This window comes from Formicincola oecophyllae, assembly GCF_006542395.2.
Classification (GTDB): domain Bacteria; phylum Pseudomonadota; class Alphaproteobacteria; order Acetobacterales; family Acetobacteraceae; genus Formicincola; species Formicincola oecophyllae.
On sequence record NZ_CP038231.1, the window covers coordinates 504,483 to 521,622 of the forward strand.

Annotated in this window: 13 protein-coding genes, 1 tRNA gene and 1 pseudogene; 4 read left to right on the forward strand and 11 right to left on the reverse strand. The window is 58.5% G+C overall.

Annotation, left to right across the window (positions count from 1 at the left end):
- Nucleotides 1-119: 119 nt before the first annotated feature.
- The 3 genes from E3E12_RS02275 to E3E12_RS02285 all read right to left on the reverse strand — a co-directional run bounded on the left by E3E12_RS02275 (nucleotide 120) and on the right by E3E12_RS02285 (nucleotide 1,561).
- Nucleotides 120-195: transfer RNA gene (locus E3E12_RS02275), tRNA-Glu, on the reverse strand.
- A gap of 120 nt (nucleotides 196-315) precedes the next feature.
- Complete coding sequence (locus E3E12_RS02280) at nucleotides 316-1,059, reverse strand: hypothetical protein (RefSeq protein WP_141442880.1); 744 nt, start codon at nucleotides 1,057-1,059, stop codon at nucleotides 316-318.
- A 166-nt stretch (nucleotides 1,060-1,225) separates the two neighbouring features.
- On the reverse strand, nucleotides 1,226-1,561 hold the full coding sequence (locus tag E3E12_RS02285; RefSeq protein ID WP_141442881.1) for a hypothetical protein: 336 nt from the start codon (nucleotides 1,559-1,561) through the stop codon (nucleotides 1,226-1,228).
- 155 nt (nucleotides 1,562-1,716) lie between these two features.
- Between E3E12_RS02285 and E3E12_RS02290 the strand changes: the two genes are divergently transcribed.
- Complete coding sequence (locus E3E12_RS02290) at nucleotides 1,717-2,046, forward strand: hypothetical protein (RefSeq protein ID WP_141442882.1); 330 nt, start codon at nucleotides 1,717-1,719, stop codon at nucleotides 2,044-2,046.
- 91 nt (nucleotides 2,047-2,137) lie between these two features.
- On the opposite strand, the gene E3E12_RS02295 is transcribed toward E3E12_RS02290, so the two are convergent.
- Together E3E12_RS02295 and E3E12_RS02300 are read right to left on the reverse strand one after the other, a co-directional pair.
- Nucleotides 2,138-3,199 (reverse strand): lysylphosphatidylglycerol synthase transmembrane domain-containing protein, encoded by a 1,062-nt coding sequence (locus E3E12_RS02295; RefSeq protein WP_240810586.1) that lies wholly within the window; start codon nucleotides 3,197-3,199, stop codon nucleotides 2,138-2,140.
- Nucleotides 3,200-3,404: 205 nt separating this feature from the next.
- Nucleotides 3,405-4,007 (reverse strand): LysE family translocator, encoded by a 603-nt coding sequence (locus tag E3E12_RS02300; protein WP_240810544.1) that lies wholly within the window; start codon nucleotides 4,005-4,007, stop codon nucleotides 3,405-3,407.
- Between the two features lie 274 nt (nucleotides 4,008-4,281).
- On the opposite strand from E3E12_RS02300, the gene E3E12_RS02305 reads away from it, so the two are divergent.
- Nucleotides 4,282-5,016 carry a hypothetical protein gene (locus E3E12_RS02305; RefSeq protein WP_149498225.1) on the forward strand — a complete coding sequence of 245 codons (735 nt, stop codon included), beginning with the start codon at nucleotides 4,282-4,284 and terminating at the stop codon, nucleotides 5,014-5,016.
- A 27-nt stretch (nucleotides 5,017-5,043) separates the two neighbouring features.
- Here E3E12_RS02305 and cas6f read toward each other — a convergent pair.
- The 6 genes and pseudogenes from cas6f to cas1f all read right to left on the reverse strand — a co-directional run bounded on the left by cas6f (nucleotide 5,044) and on the right by cas1f (nucleotide 14,542).
- A pseudogene (gene cas6f / locus E3E12_RS02310) lies at nucleotides 5,044-5,689 on the reverse strand (type I-F CRISPR-associated endoribonuclease Cas6/Csy4).
- Nucleotides 5,686-6,735, reverse strand: a complete 1,050-nt coding sequence (csy3, locus tag E3E12_RS02315; protein WP_141442887.1) for a type I-F CRISPR-associated protein Csy3 — start codon at nucleotides 6,733-6,735, stop codon at nucleotides 5,686-5,688. Before csy3 ends, cas6f begins: the two are co-directional and overlap by 4 nt.
- 75 nt (nucleotides 6,736-6,810) lie before the next feature.
- Complete coding sequence (locus E3E12_RS02320) at nucleotides 6,811-7,953, reverse strand: type I-F CRISPR-associated protein Csy2 (protein WP_141442888.1); 1,143 nt, start codon at nucleotides 7,951-7,953, stop codon at nucleotides 6,811-6,813.
- A complete protein-coding gene (csy1, locus tag E3E12_RS02325; protein ID WP_168194356.1) occupies nucleotides 7,950-9,410 on the reverse strand; it encodes a type I-F CRISPR-associated protein Csy1 in 1,461 nt (486 codons plus the stop codon). The genes E3E12_RS02320 and csy1 overlap by 4 nt, the downstream gene beginning before the upstream one ends.
- 234 nt (nucleotides 9,411-9,644) lie before the next feature.
- On the reverse strand, nucleotides 9,645-13,268 hold the full coding sequence (gene cas3f / locus E3E12_RS02330; protein ID WP_141442890.1) for a type I-F CRISPR-associated helicase Cas3f: 3,624 nt from the start codon (nucleotides 13,266-13,268) through the stop codon (nucleotides 9,645-9,647).
- Nucleotides 13,269-13,471: 203 nt separating this feature from the next.
- Entirely contained in the window at nucleotides 13,472-14,542 is a 1,071-nt protein-coding gene (gene cas1f / locus E3E12_RS02335) for a type I-F CRISPR-associated endonuclease Cas1f (RefSeq protein ID WP_141442891.1), read from the reverse strand.
- A gap of 227 nt (nucleotides 14,543-14,769) precedes the next feature.
- Between cas1f and E3E12_RS02340 the strand changes: the two genes are divergently transcribed.
- Both E3E12_RS02340 and E3E12_RS02345 read left to right on the forward strand, forming a co-directional pair.
- Nucleotides 14,770-15,981, forward strand: coding sequence for a DEAD/DEAH box helicase (locus E3E12_RS02340; protein ID WP_141442892.1), 1,212 nt, complete (start codon nucleotides 14,770-14,772; stop codon nucleotides 15,979-15,981).
- 39 nt (nucleotides 15,982-16,020) lie between these two features.
- Nucleotides 16,021-17,124: a hypothetical protein gene (locus E3E12_RS02345; RefSeq protein ID WP_141442893.1), complete on the forward strand. Its 1,104-nt coding sequence runs from the start codon at nucleotides 16,021-16,023 to the stop codon at nucleotides 17,122-17,124.
- Nucleotides 17,125-17,140: the final 16 nt, after the last annotated feature.

Genomic DNA, 17,140 nt, shown 5'->3' on the forward strand with positions numbered 1-17,140 from the left:
TAATCCTCAGCGGACTCCCACGGCTTTAAAACAGCCGGATGCCATTGAATAAAATAAAACCCAGGGGAGTAAAACACCCTGGGTTAATTCGGCAATTAACTGCCATTTCTTGAAATAAATGGCGTCCCATAGGGGATTCGAACCCCTGTTGCCGCCGTGAGAGGGCGGCGTCCTAGGCCTCTAGACGAATGGGACGAGGCAGGCTTGCAAGCCGTGGCCTTTGTGTAGGCCAATCATGCCTGCCCTGCAAGCCTTATTTCATGGCAACGCCTTAAAATTGGGAAATTCACCCTGCACCGCAAGCAAAAGCACCTATCAGTTAGAACCCACAGCCGTTGTGGGGGTGGCTGGCTCTGGCTGGGAGCTGATCACCATTTTGACGGGCGCATCTAAAGCGCACACCCCTTGTACGGGCCCATCGATGAGGAATGTGCGCGTCATCATGCCTGGCTTCCAATCCCGTGACGTCATGCGGTAACTGCACCCCTTGGTGCTGACATCCATCACGCCATCCTGGGTGCTGTCCATGTGCACCCCCTTAACGCGGTGCCACACAGGGGCATTCAGCAATGCCATGCGCTTGAGCACAATCAGTTTCACGTCTGCAGTGCCTGCCACAATGCGTTCAGCCGTGTCATGGGGGACATCTGGCAACAGCAAGATGTCCACAACACGCCCTGTCACAGGTGCTTTGTAAGTGCGGTTCTGGCGTGCCAAGGCATTCTGCGCCTCCAGACGCTGCGCCAGTACGGCCTGGGGCGTGTTTTGACCAACTGCTGGAGCAGGCGTAACCACTGCACTGCTGGCAGCTGCTGTTGAAGGCCCTGTGGGCAATGCAGCCGAAGCAGCCTGGGTGTTGAGGGCGGTTTCGATGATGTCAGGTATGGTGTCATAATTTTGACGCCCCACATGGGGAACCACATAAGCCTTGATGGCCACATCCCAATGGTTGTCAGGATCAGGCCCTGCAGAACCAGCACAGCCTGCAAGGCCCAGACCGGCGCACAGGAAAAAGGAACTGGCAAACAGAGCTTTTAGGGTGGTTGACTGCGTCATCATTACCTTTTCACCATAAAACTGTTGCCCATTGCGCTAGCGGCACATAACCAGGACCACTTACCAATCAGGTCATCCATAATGGAGGAACCCTAACACACGTGCCATGGTTGTGCCGGGTGTGCGGGTGTTTTTCAAGCACTGCTGCTTTGTAATGGCTTAATGGCTTTCAAGGATAGACTTGCATGCAGTCTGGCCTATCCTTGGTGAGGGCGTTCCAGAAATCTTCCTTGGGTATGGCTGCACGCCCCTGGACAACGCCGTACACCATTGGCTTCATGCTGGTGACTTCCAGTGTATCTGGCAAACTGCTGCCAGCCCCCTGTTGGCTGGCCAGGTAAACCTGCCGCAGAACGGCTGCCACGGCGCGCACTTCTGCTTCCCCCTCACCTGAACCATTGTCAACAAAACGCGCACTTACCAGCCAGCGGCTTTGGAGTTCACAGGTTCCGGCCATGAACACCTCCACCACCCAGACTTCAGTCACATCAACAAGTATGGCCACACTGTTTCCTTTTCATGGTTTCCAGCACCGTTCAGGCACCTGTGCCCAAGGGGCCATCAGATGGCTGCGAAGCCCTGGTGCTGCTATGATCACGAACGCGAAGGGCTCTGGTCCTGCTGGCCCTCAGCATCCAGCCCGAGATGTGGAGATTCTTCATGCCTAAAGCACTTTCACCCCACGAGGTCGAATCAGGCCGCACTGACATTGCTAACGAACTTGCCCGCGCCAGCACCACCGGCGCAAGGCGGTTCATGATCCCAGTACGGGCTGTGGCCTATTTCTTCCCTAAGCTGACCCCGCAACAGCTTGCAGCAGCGGAATGGCCTGGCGCCTTCCTGCCCCATGGCCAAGGTCAGACCGACATGTACCCGCCCCTGGACCGTACAGCCCTTGATTCATGGCTGGAAATCCATGGCTCCGGTTTCAGGGCAGAAAACCAGGAAGAAGGGGATTACCCTGACATGCAGATCGTTTTCGTGCGCTGACTATCTAATCATCTGACCATCTCTTAAGGCCTTTAACGGCGACAATATGCCTTGCCTGTGGCCCCAACCGCCCTGAAAGGGCCAGGGATACTCAATCAGGCTTGTTGGGATCTTCATCACCCATCTGAAGGGCGTCCCTACCCATGATGGCCATATCTTGATGCACCTTGATGGGCGGCAAATGTTCATGGCGCAGTGAAGCATGGAAAATTCCTGCCAGCGCTAGCGCCAGTGGCACAGCTAGAATGGTGGCGTGAACAAGGAATGCGTAAGCGGTTGACGCGTTGCGTGAATTGTCGAGAACGAACATCACCTTCTCAACGAAGAAATCCAACGTACCAATGGATCCAGGCGTGCCTGGCAACGCTGTGGACAAAGCCGCCACAGGCATGGCTAGCCAAGCTGCGGTGGCATTCTGGAGCGCTGGCATACCAATGGCCACTAGCCAGAACGCCATAGCTTCAAAACCCCATGAAAGCACCGTCAACACCAGTAATTTCATGAAGCGGATAGGCTGGCCTACAGCGTCCAGCGCGTCAAACACGTGAACCGCCGCTGCCACCAGCCGCCCTTCCAGTTGGGTCAGCAGGCCTGCACCATTTCCCGATGACCTGTCCTGAAGCCAACGTTGGCTGGCCCAGCTCAATGCCGCCATGACAGGGCGGCGGAAAAAGCGCGCAAAGCACAGAAAGCCCATCACGCCCAGAGCGCCACCGGCAATCAGGAACCCACTGGCATCAAACAGCTTAGCGTGACTTTCCTTGGGCAGCAGCATCAAGGCCAGGCCGCCAATCAACAGCACCACAAGCAAGTCGAGGAGTTTTTCAAGGATGACTGTGGTCATGCAGGCCACAGCCTTCACCTTCAACCTGCTTGCCATGACGGTGCCGCGCAGCACATCACCTAAACGGAACGGCAGCACGACATTGGCGCCCATGCCAATGAAAAAGCTTTCCGCGCATTTAAGCAGGGGCAGTGTCGGGGCAAAGGGCTTCAGCATGCTGTGCCAGCGTCCCGCCCTGATGCTGAGCGAAGCAACCATGCACAAAGCAGCCAGTGCCATGTCGTGCCAATGCTCGCTGCCCATGGTGCGCAGCATGCGCTTCATGTCCATGTGGTGCAGCAGCAAAGCCAGGAACACGCCACTGACCACAAACCCCAACCCAACCTTGAACAGCTTCTGCCTCTGTGTAGGGCCTTCGCATAACGCCGCTTCAGAAGGGGGGGCTGCAGAGACGCTGCCTGCCAAACTGTGTGGGGGGTGAGTAATGGTTCTTCTCCTGCCCAGGGCACGTTTTTCTCTAGCACAGCTGACGGTGGCCCGTCAGCCATCACACCTCACGCTTGAAAGGGGTTGTTCAAGACAAGCTGAGCTTGACGGCAAAGAACAGGAATAAGGCCCCCATCAGCCGGTCAAAGCAACGCACAAAGGCAGGGCGCGTCAACATCCTGACTAAGGGCACGCTGGCCCCAATCAACAGCACGTTCCACCAGCCAGCATTGAAAACCAGAACCGCTGTTAGCGCCAAGGTGGCCAATGTGACGGGCGCGCCTGATGGAATGAACTGCGGCAGGAACATCATGATGAACAACCCCACCTGCGGGTTAAGAAGGTTGGTTACAAAACCCACCACATAGCTAGCCATGAAGCCGCCATGGGCCTTAGGCATGGTGCGCCCCGCCGCGGTGGCGTCCCCTTGCAGGCCCATCGTGCTGCGCGGGTGAAGAACCAACTTGATGCCCAGCCAGGCCAGGTAAAGGGCCCCCACCCACTTCACAACCAAAAGGGCCTTAGGGCTTGCCGCCAGCAGGGCGCTTAACCCCAGGGCCGCTGCCAACCCCCACAGCGCCATGGTGGTGCAGATGCCAAGCACCGCACCAAGCGCGCTGCGCCAGCTTTCCATGGTGGCCAGGCGTATAACCATGACGGTATCCAGCCCAGGCGACATCACGGGAATCATGGATGCCACCCCAAAAGACAACAGGCTGGGAAGCAGGGCGAGAAAGGGCTGGCTGACCGTCATGAATAGGAAAACACCGTCTTGAACTTGGGGGCATCCCTTGGCGCAGGTTGGAAACCATGCAAAGGGGGAGGGAGGGGCTTTTCAAAAGCCTGTCAGGCTTCAAGGTAAAGCCTGAAAAGCCGTTTCGGTAAAGCAAGGTTGTGCCCCTGCATGGTCATTCATGGTCACAATGCCTTCCACAGCCATGGTTCCTAAGCGTAAAACAAAGCTTATGAATGACGTTCGCACCTCAAATCCCAAGCACAGGCGCTCGGCCACACTCCTTGTGGCCACCACATGCGCGCTTTTGTCAGCGCTGCCGGCACCGTGCTTGGCAGACATCTCTTTGCCCATGCCCCATCACGGGCCTGTGACCACCCCTACTGGAGCGCTCGCCCCCAACCACACCGTCTCCTTCATGGCGGTTGTCGCCCCCTTGAGCGCGGAGGTTGAAAAAAAGCTGGGCGACAAGGCCCGTGCCGATAAAACAGCCGTGGCTGGCCTGCCTTCATATTTGGCTAGGGAGAACCCCCATTTTTCGAAATTGCCTGCCATTATGCAGGCAGCCCTTATCTACGCCATGACCAGCGCCGTTTACGCGCACAGCGCCCACCCCGCCTTGTCCAAGCAAAAGCTGGCCCAGCTGGACAAAGGCATGGGGGTGGTGATGGATGTCGCGTCAGGCAAAACCAAGGCCGCCTCCTTGGGGAAGAACCAGGGCCTGCTGGTCAAGGATTTCATGCGCTCATGGAAAAACGCCTTGAAAGTGGCGCAGCGCGCTTCTGGGGGGCCAGGCGCGCCTGCCCAGAAAAGCGCAGCCTTTTCTGAACAGGGCCAACGGCTGGCCCTGTTCGCGGTGGGGGTTTCTGGCCTTGTGCTGGAAAGCCGCCTTTTCATGCCCCCCACAGAGCAGGCCGCTTACCAGGAAGCGCTGATGGAGAACCTGCCCTTCAAACCCAACCCTTGAGGGGGGTGTCACCACCGCAGCCCCTCATCAGAACCAGGGTACTGTTGGTGCTTCCTCACCATGCTGGCCACGCTCGCCAAGGCCGTAAGCGCTGAAACACCCCGGCGTGGGCTTGGCGTAAGGCGCCGTTTGTTTCACATGCAGCATGAACGGCTGGCTTGTGCTGTGGCTGTGCCATGCTGTCTGGGCATTGAATGCGCGCCTGCTCTTCTGAAAGGCCGAACTTGGCCCTTTGATGCTGGCGCTTGCGCCGCAGCTTGGCCATGGTCATGCCCTGGACACGCTGCACCCTGCATTGGGCAGCGTCAGGCGGCACTTCCTGGGGGTCTTTCACAGCTGTGTAATCACGCAGAACAGAATCCCATTCTGAGCTGCGCAGCAACGCCTGCAAGCTTGGAGCATCGCCATGAAGGCGCAAAACATCCCCCAGCCCCATGGGAGCGCCAGCGCTGGCGCCTTGATAGCGCGGGAAGCTCACCCCCACGTGGCCTGCCAAGCTTCCCTCACCGCCAGAATGAGGCGTGTTGAGGAGCGCAAAATGAAGCCGCTCCATCAAAATGCCCATGACTACAGAGCACATCATCTCTTCTGGGTCGTCCAGCAAGCGCACGTCAGCGTAATGCGTCAGCGCCTGCCGCCCACCCTTATTATCCTTTGGGGAAGGATTGCTCATTCTTTCCCCCCGAACACGCCGCCACGGATGAGGACAGCCATCACGAACTGGCGGTCTGTTTCCTCTGGCACCTTGTCCTTCTCCATCCAGTTGTCGATCAGGTTGTAGAAATCACGCTTGCCGTCTTTGGGGGCGCGCCAGGCGTGGCCCTGCACCGTCACAGCGCCGTAAGGCTCCACAGCGATGGGGCGGTTGCCGTTTTCCTCAGCATGGGGGTACCAGGTGTCGATGGTGCGGATGGCGTTGCCCAGTTTCTGGCTGTGCATGCCAGCGGCGTGACCACCCTGGTAAGCAACCTGGTAGAGAACGCGGCTTTTTCCCCCCTTTTTCTTTTCTTCCTTTTTCTCTTTACTAGAGTCCGCTTTCAAAATGAGCTCTTGAGATGGGAAGACGTCCTGGCCAGCGCCCAGGCACACCCAGGCCTCCACCTGCAGCAGGAGTGCCTGACCGCCTGCCAGGGCCTTGGTGATGGCACTGCCAAGTTCATCGACCTTCGGATCAGTGCCTTTGGCGGGGAAGGCCTTCAAAGATTGGTCAAGGGCATTGAAGTCCCAGCTTTGAACAGGCTTACCGTCCTGGCCCAGCACGGTGACCTTCACGGCAACCTCCTGTGCGCCCAGACGGTTGCGCCACAGGAAACGCCCATTGGCCAGGTTGGCGGCGTAGCGGCGACCGACCTCATCCAATTCCTTTTGCTTCAGGCATTGCTGCACAGCTTCCTGCAGTTTCTTAGCGTAAGGCAAGCTGTTGCAGGCAGATGGGGTGGCGAGGCCTGGCAGGACGCGCAGTGTGAACACCACCTTCAGCGTGTCGCATTCTGGGTCCAGGGCTGCATTGTCGACTGTTTGCAGGTTGGGCTTAGCGCAATCCTCTTCTTTCGTGTCACGGTTGGAGATCGTGCCGCGCACTGATTTCTCATTCAGAACCACTGGCCTGGTGAAGGGCTCTTGGCGCTTGGACCATTCCCCTTGCAGAAACAGGGCATCTGAAGGGGCGAGCTTGCGTTCAAAAGCGAGGACTGAAGGCAAGAAAGGTGATTTGGCCATGATGGTTATCCTTGTTTGTTAGGCGCTGGAAAGCGCCTGGTGGTTAGTGACGGGATGAAGGGTTGAAAAAGACTTTCAATCAGTGGCTTCTTGGGGCTGCCCTGAAACAATCTCAGGTTGGGACGTGGCCTCCTCCGTTCCTTCATCAACGGGGGCAGGGCTCACCATGCCCACCCGGTAAACACCGCGTTCAGGCTCTGTATGCTCTGCCCACAGCAAGTGGATGGGATCAGTAAGGGCACAGGGCCATTTCCAGCGCCCTATGCTGTAGAGGCTCTCCACAGCTTGGAACGGCACGCTGGCATTGCGTGCGTCAGCCACCGTTCCAGCAGGATGGCATGGTCCAATGGCGCCATAGCCCACAGCAATGGGCACTACGCCACCCAAACCTTTGCGGTCTGACACCCATTGCACTTTGCCAGCTTCATCCTTTTCTGAATGCTGGGTGACCATGCCTAATGAAAGCCAAGCGTCAAAAGGCGTTGCCTGGGGGTCTTCTTGGCGCAATTCCTCCAAACGCTGCCCCAACAACCCCGGCTCCTCCAGCAAAGTGGCGCCTGGCATCAACATCCGCTTAAGGGGGGGGACTCTACGCTGGGAAGGGGGCTTTTGGGCTGTTTTGGCCTTAGGCTTTTCACCCTTCCCGTCTTCTGAGAGAGGGGGAGGTGGCGCTTCCTCTGGCAAGGCCAAAAGGTCTGCGGTTGTGGATTTGTTCCAGCTATCTTCGAAATCCGCTTTGCGCATCAAAACGGGCTTGAGGGGAAAACGCGTAGGGTCAGGGTGCAGTTCAGGCACCACTGTGCCACCAGCCACACGCATGGTGGAAAGCATGCCATGCACTTGCTGGGGCAGCTCAGGCCTGTCTTCATGCAGCCAGTAATCAGGGGCTGAAACAGCGAAAAGCAACGTCACCGTCATGTTCAGCCGCCCCTCTGGCTGGAAAGGCCTTGTTTCACGATTTTTCAGGATAGGATTGCGCGTTTGGTGGAACTCGCCGCGCGTAGCCAGCTCCTCAACATCATGGGCCACTACCCCCACTGCATGAAAACGCAATGGCCTGTCTGGTGTGCGGCAGCGCCGTTCCAAAGCCGTTTTCAACCCCGTGAAGGCCGTCATGGCTGGGAAGCCATGCAATTGCGGCGCAGCGAAAGCCTGGGCAGCCTCCACCCTGATATGCGGCAGCATGATATAGTGTGTGAAATCCTGCGCGCCTGTCATGGTGTCACCCCCTGCTTGGCAGAAGGTGTGGCGGCATCATCCTGATGTTGGCGGCGATTTTCTTCGTACATGGCCCTGTCAGCAGCGCGGTCCTCCACGCTTTTGCGGCGCAAAGGAGTAGGCCAAGTGCCCTCAAGCAACAATGTGCGCGCCAAAACATTATAAACAGCGCTGTCCATGGAACTTGCCAGGTCTAGTCTTTCGGCGCGGATGAACACTGTTTTCAAACTGTCGGTCAGAGCACGGGAAAAACGGCTGGCAATGACATCCATCCAACCCCCTTGGTCGTAGTTTTTCTTAAATCCCTCATCAAACTGACAACGACCAGGGTCCAGCCAGAGCTCCTCCTCTTTGTTGAGGGCACAGTTCTTGTCCGCAGACCAGCCTGGTTTCAAGCTTGAACGCAAAGTTGCGGCTTCCGCCAAAAAAGCTGAACCGATAGCGTCAACCAATGCATCCCACTTATTGCGGAAGTCCATGTTGTTCTGGGGGTTGTTGGTATAATGCTGGACAAGCTGCATCAGCGGTTGGCGCACAGCTTCTCGCATCATGAGGCGGTCGATGACTGTTGAATGATACTTGGGATTGATGGCGTGGCGATCATACCGCTGGCCCAAATCAGTGGGGGCGCATGACAGCATCACACCACGGGCACGGCGCTTGGAATTGAGCGACGACACATTTTGGGGCTTCTCCCTAGACCCCACTACCCTGATGGCTTCGTCAGGGAAGAAGCGCTCTTTATAATCGGAGGCTTTGCCCTCTTTTCGGGCTTTGCGCGCCTCTACGTTTTCTGCGCTGAAACGCATAGCCTGCCAGGCGTCATCAACAGCTTGCGCCACCAAGGATGAATGGAGGGGCTGAAGCAGGATGAAGTGGCTGTCGTCACACACGTCAAGTTGCCCTTCCTGAGGCGCCACAGGCCAGAAAAGCTGCTTGGCCATGGCATCTGAACGGAAAATGCGCCCTTCCCCCTGGCCCGTGACCACGCTTTTGAAAGCTTGGGCGTAAGCCAGGGCTTTGCTGGCGTCAGGGCTCAAAGCGGCTATGGCGTCCGCATCTCCAGCCCTGAGGTAATGCCAATAAGGCTTGAGGGGCTCCAGCCCTTCCACAGGGGTGTTGAGGAAGTTCCAGACAGGCAAGGCAGTGGCACCCGCTGCATCCATCACATCACTTGTGCGCAGTGAATGGGTGCCGATTTCAGGCCTGCTGCCCTCAGTCACACTGGCCATTACCAAAGGGGTGGCCTTGGAATCAGTGTGTGTGGCTTTGGGCAAATGGGTGGCCATGGTCAAGTGCGGCGCTTGGCGGGCGGCAGCAGCCAGCCAAGGAGCTTTGTTGAATTTGCCAGGCGGGGCTTTGGGCTTCTTCTCACGTTCTTTTTGCAGAAACGCGTTGATAGCTTGCTCAAAAAAGCCTTGGCGTGTTTGAGGCACAGTGGATGGCACGTCACTCATGATCAGTGGCCTTCCTTCCATTCTGTTTTTGTCGAACAGGTGGGGAGTGACATAGTGAAATGACCATCATCCTTTCTATTTAAAAGGGCTTATCAAGCTTTTTTCTAGGCTAACGCCGTTTCAACTTAAAACGGTAAGCGCGCCCAGATAATGTGTCCACCTTTTTGCAGAGAATACCTTAAGTCTTTTAAGGGCACCATTTTTCACACTGTCATCCATTAATAATTAACCCTGTTACCCCTCTTTCACGCTCAAACCCAGCCAATCACTGTAACGCCATAGGTTTCCTGCCCGGTGGCGGGGGGCGGTGAGCTGGGTTTGGGTGGGGAAGGCCGCTGCCATGTCACCATGCTCACCAACCCAAGCCTGCACCAATTCCACCATGTCAGGCCTGTTCCAGGGGCTGATCCCAGCCCCACACTCCTGGGTGGGGAAGGCTTTGCACGCATAGCCCATCTCCCCAGCCTGCCCGCTGCGCTGGTCCAACACTTGGTGGAGAATTGGCTGTTCGTCATCATTCAGCTGAAAGCAGAATGTGTCTTCGTCTTCAGGGCTTGATTCACGGAAAGGCTGGCTTTGGGGCAGAATGGCCGTCAAGGCGCTGCTTCCATAAAGCCAGCACAAGGGGGCGTAAGTGCGAAATGATGATTTGATGGGTGCTTGCTGGGCCGCTTCTGAAAACGCTTCACGCATTTGCCATGGCAGCATGGCCTGCGCCGTGGCGCCCAGTTCCAGCTGGGTCAGGCTTTGGTAAGTGTTGATTTTTTCCTGCGGCCATATGTCCAACTGGCCATCAGCTTTTTTCACCTCTTGTTTCAAATGCCCTGCCAAGCGTGGAAGCGATGTGATGGTCTGCCATTCATCAGGTTGGGTGATGGCGGACAATTCATGGCTGGCCAGATGGTTGGGGTTAGTGGTGGCGTTGGGGGTGCCTTCATAGCCTGGCTTGCAGTAGGCTTCAGCTTCGTTTTCCAACCCCCGCACATTCCAGTTCCACAAAGCGATGTTGGGGTGGAGGGACTTAATGCTGACCTCCACGCCGCGGTGGCGCCGCACACGCCCCGCCAACTGAATGATGGAGCGCATGGAGCTGGGCTCAGCAATGGCCCAATCAGCGTCCCAATCCCGCCCCACTTCGCAGACGGGGCTGGCCAGCACCACAAACACATGGTGCTTGGCTGCTTTGGCTTTCGGGGTGTTCATGGCCCCAGCCAGCAAGGGCCTTTCCGCCAAAGGTGGGGTCTTGGCATGCCGGTCGAAAACCTGGTCAAGGCCATGTTCAATAGCTTGGCGGCAAATCAAGGGGAAGCGAGCATGGTAGACGCACAAATGAATGTGCGTGTCTTCGCGGCCGCTGCCCAGTCTTTCCAAAGCGCGCGCCACCTCAATAAGGGGCTCCACATTGGCCATGCGGACCAAGCCTAAGGAAATGGTCCTGCCCCCCAGTGCTTTTTCATGGTGGCGCCTGCCCATTTCCAAGGCTTTGTCACGCACGGCCAAGGCGATCTCATCCCAGAAATCCTGCCCAAGCTCCTGGCGGCCATAATCAGGGGGCTTAAGGGCACCCAACGCCATGATCTCCCCCCGCTGCTTGGGGGCTTCCGAAGCTATATTCTTCAACGCAACGCGGCGCTTTTTCACAAAAGCGCCATGAGCTTGCCGGAACCCTTCCTCATCAGCGCAAAGCTCTGTTTGGCTGTTGAACTCATCCACCCACAGGCACGGCACGGCGGGCATGGGCGCGCCTTCTGCGCCAGCATGGTTTTGCCACCACACGGCCCGGCCATGGTGCCAGGCCTCAAACATGCCGGCCGCCATGGTGCCAGGCAGGGTGGCGGTTGACAGGACCACCCGGCTGCCCAGAACCCCAGCCCACCACACCAGGCGCATCAAGGCCGGCATGTCGGCCAAACCGTAATCATCCAGCTCATCCAGAACCAGGTCGCTGCTCATCAAACGCAGCATGGGGGCCAGGCCCCCAGGCCCACGGGTGCAGTCAGCCACAGGCACCATGTGGTCCACCGTGCAGGCCAGCACAGGCACCCGCACCATTTCCAAAGCCTTGAGGTCGCGCTTCTGGCTGGGCTGCTTGCCTTCATGGTGCTTGGCCAGGGCGCGCAGCACAGGGTGGCGCAGCAGTTCATCAAGCCGCCAGGCCTCATCACCGCTGCTGCCCAGGGGGGCGCTGACGTCCCCCTCCGGGTCCAGCAACACCTCAGCTGTTGATTCAGACCCGCTTTCCTCAGCTCTGTTTTGCAGCCAGTCAGCGATGGCAGCGCTGGTGCCACCACCAGCGTAAACGGCCACCTGCCCATCGCCGCTGCTGGCTTTGGAAGGCGCCAAGCCCAGGTGCTTTTGAAGGGCGGCGCCAGTTTGGCGCGTCAACACGCGCAGCCCCAGCGCCACCGTCAAGCGCAGCCCTGGGCCCGACCCTTCGCCAGAGCCATTAAGGGCATAGGCGATTTTGCCATTGGCCAGCGTTTTCCCGCAGCCAGTGCTGGCCATGTTAATAACAAAAGCCCCCGCCTGCCCAGGGTTGTGCTGGCTGTAAAGGGCCTGCGCCTCCTCAACGGCTTTGTTCTGCCAGCGGTAAGGTTGCAAAGCGCTTTCGTTCTTGTTGACCATTTTCTTGAGGGGCGCGCAATCGCCCAACCCCTCCAGAACGCTGCCAAGCCCTGGCAAAGCCCTGCTGAGGGAAGAGGCCTGCTTCTCCACCCCCAGCAAATGTTCCACTAAAGTCTGGTGCAGCTCCATCTGGCCTGTGGAAGGGCGCTTGGCCGTGTTGGCAAAAGGGGTCTTTTTCAAGTCAATCGCCGCCAAGGGACTGCTAGGCAGCGTGAAGGCCTGCTTGGACGAAAAATAGTGGTCAGCTAGCATCAAGCACAGCCTGGCGCAGTGCAGGATGGAAACATCCATGCACATTTCATGGGCCTTTCCGGGATTCCAGGACGCGCACAGCGCCAACAAGGCACCAGCGCGCCGCGCTAGGGCGCCCTGCCAACGCTTATCCCCCACCACAGCACCCACCGTGGGGAAAGACCAATAGCGCTTGAAGTCTGTTACGCTGCCAGGAGGAACCGCGTCATTCCATGTGGCCTTGAGGAAACGCCATGGCTGCTCCAGGTCGATCAATGTTGCGGCGGATTTATTCGTGGATTCGCTGCGCGGGGGCGCCACCATACGGTGATGGGTCAGGACCAGCCACGCCACAGCACGCGCCACAGGCGGCAAGTCTTTTAGAAGATACTGCCTCATGGCTTCACTGTCGGTGGAGGGGGGCTCATCCAGCCAATGGGCCGCTTTGGTGCCCGCACCCTTAGCCAGCCTTTCAAGCCACGCCACGTCTGAAGGGGGCCCATCGCCTTGCTGGCTGTTGCGCACCAGGTTGCGCAGCATCCAGACGGTGGCCCATTCATGGCGGTAGCAGGCTTTCTCTATTTTCCCTGACCGCAATTTCCTCTGGAATGCCTGGGCAGTTTTGCCCAAATCATGCAGAAGCGCCGCCAGGCGCGCCAAGGCTTGTACAAGGGGCGCGTTGGGATCGTCATTCTCCCCTTCAGCCATGATGAGCCTCTGGGTGCTGTTGGTGGGAACAGTCCCCGTCAAGCCGTCAAAGCGTTCACGGTTGCCCACAATCCACAAAAGCTCCATGCCTGCCGGCCCACCTAGGCGGTGGCAAGCCACGGCCGTGTTCCGGCGCGCTGTGCGCTTGAGCATGGCATGGAGGGTCTGCAGACCTTCCTCTGTCATGGAGGCAAGCCAGGTGTTTCCACCTGTCCGGCAGGCGAACTGGTCCACGATCCTCCTGGTTTCAGCTTTGGCTTTCTTCTCGCATTCCGAAACCAGTAGGACCTGCATCACTGCCCCCTATGCTTTGCCTTCAAATTGATCTGCCTGTGCGGCAGAGCCGCCGTCTAAGGCCAAAGGCCTGTGAAAGCCCGAAGTGTCGGAGTGCAGCCCGAAGGGCAAACGCAGTAAGCCTTCGGGCTAAAAGGCGGCGATATAGGGAGCCCCAACCAGAACTGCCCCTTTCTAAATTGCCTACGCTGCAGAGGGGATCATCACAAATCCAGCCAGGGCATGGCTTCGGCTGGGGTTATGCCCAGATAGGCCACAGGCCTGCCCAAGGCCACATCCTTGACGATGTCGAACATGAAGCCCAGCGCTTTGGAGCCCACAAAACCCTTGATGCAACGTTCCCTGAAAGCCTTGCGGTTCAGCCCTAGGGCGCTGCACAGAAAGGCCTGCGGCAACACATGGGCATCCTTGACCAAATCTGCAATGTCAAACACCAAGGCGCCACGCCTGGTTTTGCCATGAATGACAGCCAAGGCGAAAGGCAACCCCAGCGTCCAGGCCACCGTGGCGCCCAGCCCATAGGCAAGGTAATTGCCCGTGTCCAGGAAGCGGTTGGCGTCATCCTGCCCTGTGCCCCGCTTGGCGCGCTGAAAAGCCCCCCTGCCCACAGCTTTGGCAGCCACGCCGTAAAGCGCCCTGGTAGCGCGGCCTTCCGCCGTCAACACGTCATTGACTGTGCCAGCACGGCTGTAATCTTCAGTTGCTTGTGAAAGCAGGTGCGCCAGTCGTTCCCATTCAGGTTGGAAATGCTCCTTTTCCGCCGCAGCCAGGCGGTTCCAGGCCTCCCACACCCGTTTCAGGCGCACTTTCTGGAAAACTTTGCCAGCTTCCAGGCGTTTGGTTGGATCGAGCCAAAGCGCCATCCAATGCTGCATGTATTCAGTGGGCCTGTATTCATGCTGTGGCTCCAGCCAGGTCAGCCACGGGTCAACGTCAGGGTCTTCTGGCTCGCTTGACTTTAAAGGGGCGAGTTCGCCAGCAGGGCCACTTGTCCCCGCAAACAAAGGCGTGCCCTGGCCCCCTGTGAAGCCCACCACAACGCCAGCTTGGGCCAACATGCGCATGGCAGCCTGCGTGATGGACGTGCCGCACCCCAGAAGCAGCACGGCGGTGTTGGCTATAGGAATGTTCCAGTAAAGGCTTTTGCTGCCTTTGGCTTCCACATATTCAACGCGCCCACCATTGACCAGCACCTTGCAATATTCCAAGTACCACATGTTGGCCCGGCGCGATGGCAGGATGGATTTGAGGTCACTTGAATTCAATGGCAACATCAACCGCGCCCTCTCCAAGCCTGGGCAGCCCGAAACTGCACGTGAAGCTGGTTGAGTTCAGCATGTTGACCTTCCCTTGCCAACAGCTGCGGGCTTTGCATTCAATCATGGCTGCCAACTAAGATTGCACTTAGGAAGCCAAGGCCACGCCTTGGGAACGTTTTTGGTCCTTACAACGACCTGAACAGGCCTGGACGCTGGTCACCAAGGCACACCATAGTGGCCCTATGACGGATGCCACCACAGCAAGCGTAGCTGCCCAAGCTAACCCCCTGGAATCCTTTGACCTTCTCCACCCAGCCCTGCAACGCTGGGTGCACCAGCAAGGTTGGCGCAGCCTGCGCCCTGTGCAGAGCCAGGCCATCACGACCCTGGCACCCCCCCCCTCCCCTTCCCGTGAAAGCCACCTGACCACGCCTGGTGACGTCATCCTGAGCGCCCCCACCGCTGGCGGCAAAACGGAAGCTGCCCTTCTGCCGGCCCTTTCCAACCTGGCTTTCGCACCCCCCACCCAGCCGGGCTTCAGCCTGCTTTACGTCAGCCCCATGCGGGCCCTCATCAATGACCAGGCGCCGCGGTTGGAAAGCCTTTGCGCAGCCATCGACATGCCTTTTGTGGCTTGGCATGGCGAAACCTCAGCTGCCCGCAAGCGCGAACGCAGGCAAAAGCCGGAAGGGGTTGTCCTCATTACCCCTGAATCCCTTGAAGCCCTGCTGATGAACCATGGGGGCAAAGCCCCCTTCCTTTTTGGCGCGCTGCGCACTGTCATCATTGATGAGATGCACAGCTTCATGGACACTGTGCGTGGCAAGCAGCTGCAAAGCCTACTTCACCGCGTTGATATGGCCCAATGCCAGGCTCACGGGGCGCACGGCCACGCTACCCCCTTTGCCCCAGCTCAGCGCATTGGCCTTTCAGCCACGTTGGGCAGCCCTGAACAAGGGCAGGCCTTCCTGCGGCCCACCCAACCAGCCCAAGTGGCACTGCTTGAAGGGGGGAGTGGCCCTGTGAGGCTGGCATTGCAGCTGCGCGGGTTTGAACGCGCCCAAGGCCAGCGCGACCACCCTGAACATGCTTTGAATGCCATAGCCGGCAATGCCATGGGCAGCCCCCAGGGGCCAGGTTCCCTGATGGCTGATTTGTTTGAGACCCACCGCCATGGCCACAACCTGATTTTCGCTTCCTCCCGTGGAGAGGTGGAGGAAACCACTGTCAAGCTGCATGAGCTGGCCACAGCCCAGAACGTTCCCGACCCCTTCATGGCCCACCATGGCAGCCTGGCCCGCAGCTGGCGCGAAGAGGCTGAACGCCACATGAAAACAGCCACACAGCCTGCCTCGCTGGTTTGCACAACGACCCTTGAACTGGGGGTGGACATCGGCGCGCTGGACGCCGTGGCGCAGCTGGGGCCAGGGCACCGCGTTGCAAGCATGCGCTAGCGCCTGGGCCGTTCGGGGCGGCGGGGGCAGGAACCCGTCATGCGCCTTTATTGCGAAGAAGCTGAGCTGACCCCTCACACCCATCCCCTTGACGCCCTTAGGCCGCGCACCATCCAGACCATTGCCATGGCCAGCTTGATGCTGCGCGGCTGGAATGAACCTGCTGAGGGCGAACGCCTGCACCTTTCCACCATGCTTCACCAAACCATAGCGCTGATCAAGCAGCATGGCGGCATGAAGCCCAAAGCCTTGTGGAATGTTTTCGAGACAGGGAAGCTGTTCCCCCACGTGGATGTGGAAACCTTCAAGGCACTGCTGCGCTCCATGGCCAACCCCAAAGCACCATTCATCGAGCAAGCGCCTGACGGCCTTCTTCTGCCAGGGCGCGCTGGTGAGAAACTGCTGGAGGGGCGCGAGGCCTACAGCGTTTTCACTACGCCAGAAGAATACCAAGTGAGCGAGGCCGGAGGGCAGTTGCTGGGCACGATTCCGCAAAGCAATGTTGTGGCCACCGAACAATTACTCATTTTGGCAGGGCAGCGTTGGCGCCTGGTGCATGTCAACAGGGAACGGCACCACATAACGGTCAAAAGGGCGATGGGTGGCCACCCACCCCAATTCAGCAGCGCCCCCTTGGGGCCCCACACAGGCATTATCAGGGAAATGCTGCGGCTTTACCTCTCCTTGGACTACCCTGTGTGGCTCGATGACAAGGCGCGCCAGTTCTTGGCCGAAGGGCGCAAAGCTTTTGATGGTCTGGGGCTGCGCCACCGCAGCGTGATTCAACATGATGATGAGGTGCTGATTTTCCCCTGGGCTGGGGAGCGTGCCCAAAGGACCCTCATGCTAGCCTTGTTGGCCAGAGGTCTTGATGTTGTGCCCATGGGGTTGCCGTTGAGCCTGCCTTCCAGCCAACGCGCAGCCCTTGGGCCAGTATTGGAGGACTTCGCCCAGTCTAAACTACCCGGGCCAGCCACCATGGTGGCCCACATTCAGGACAAGGCACATGACAAGTTCGACCATGCCCTGCCCCCTGCCTTGCTGGAGGAAAGCGCCATCCACGACCAGATCACGCCTGACCTGCTGCCAGCCATGGCACGCCAGCTCCTGCCCAGCATGGCGCCCCCAAATGTGGCCGCTTAAGCCCCGCGCTTGGTTT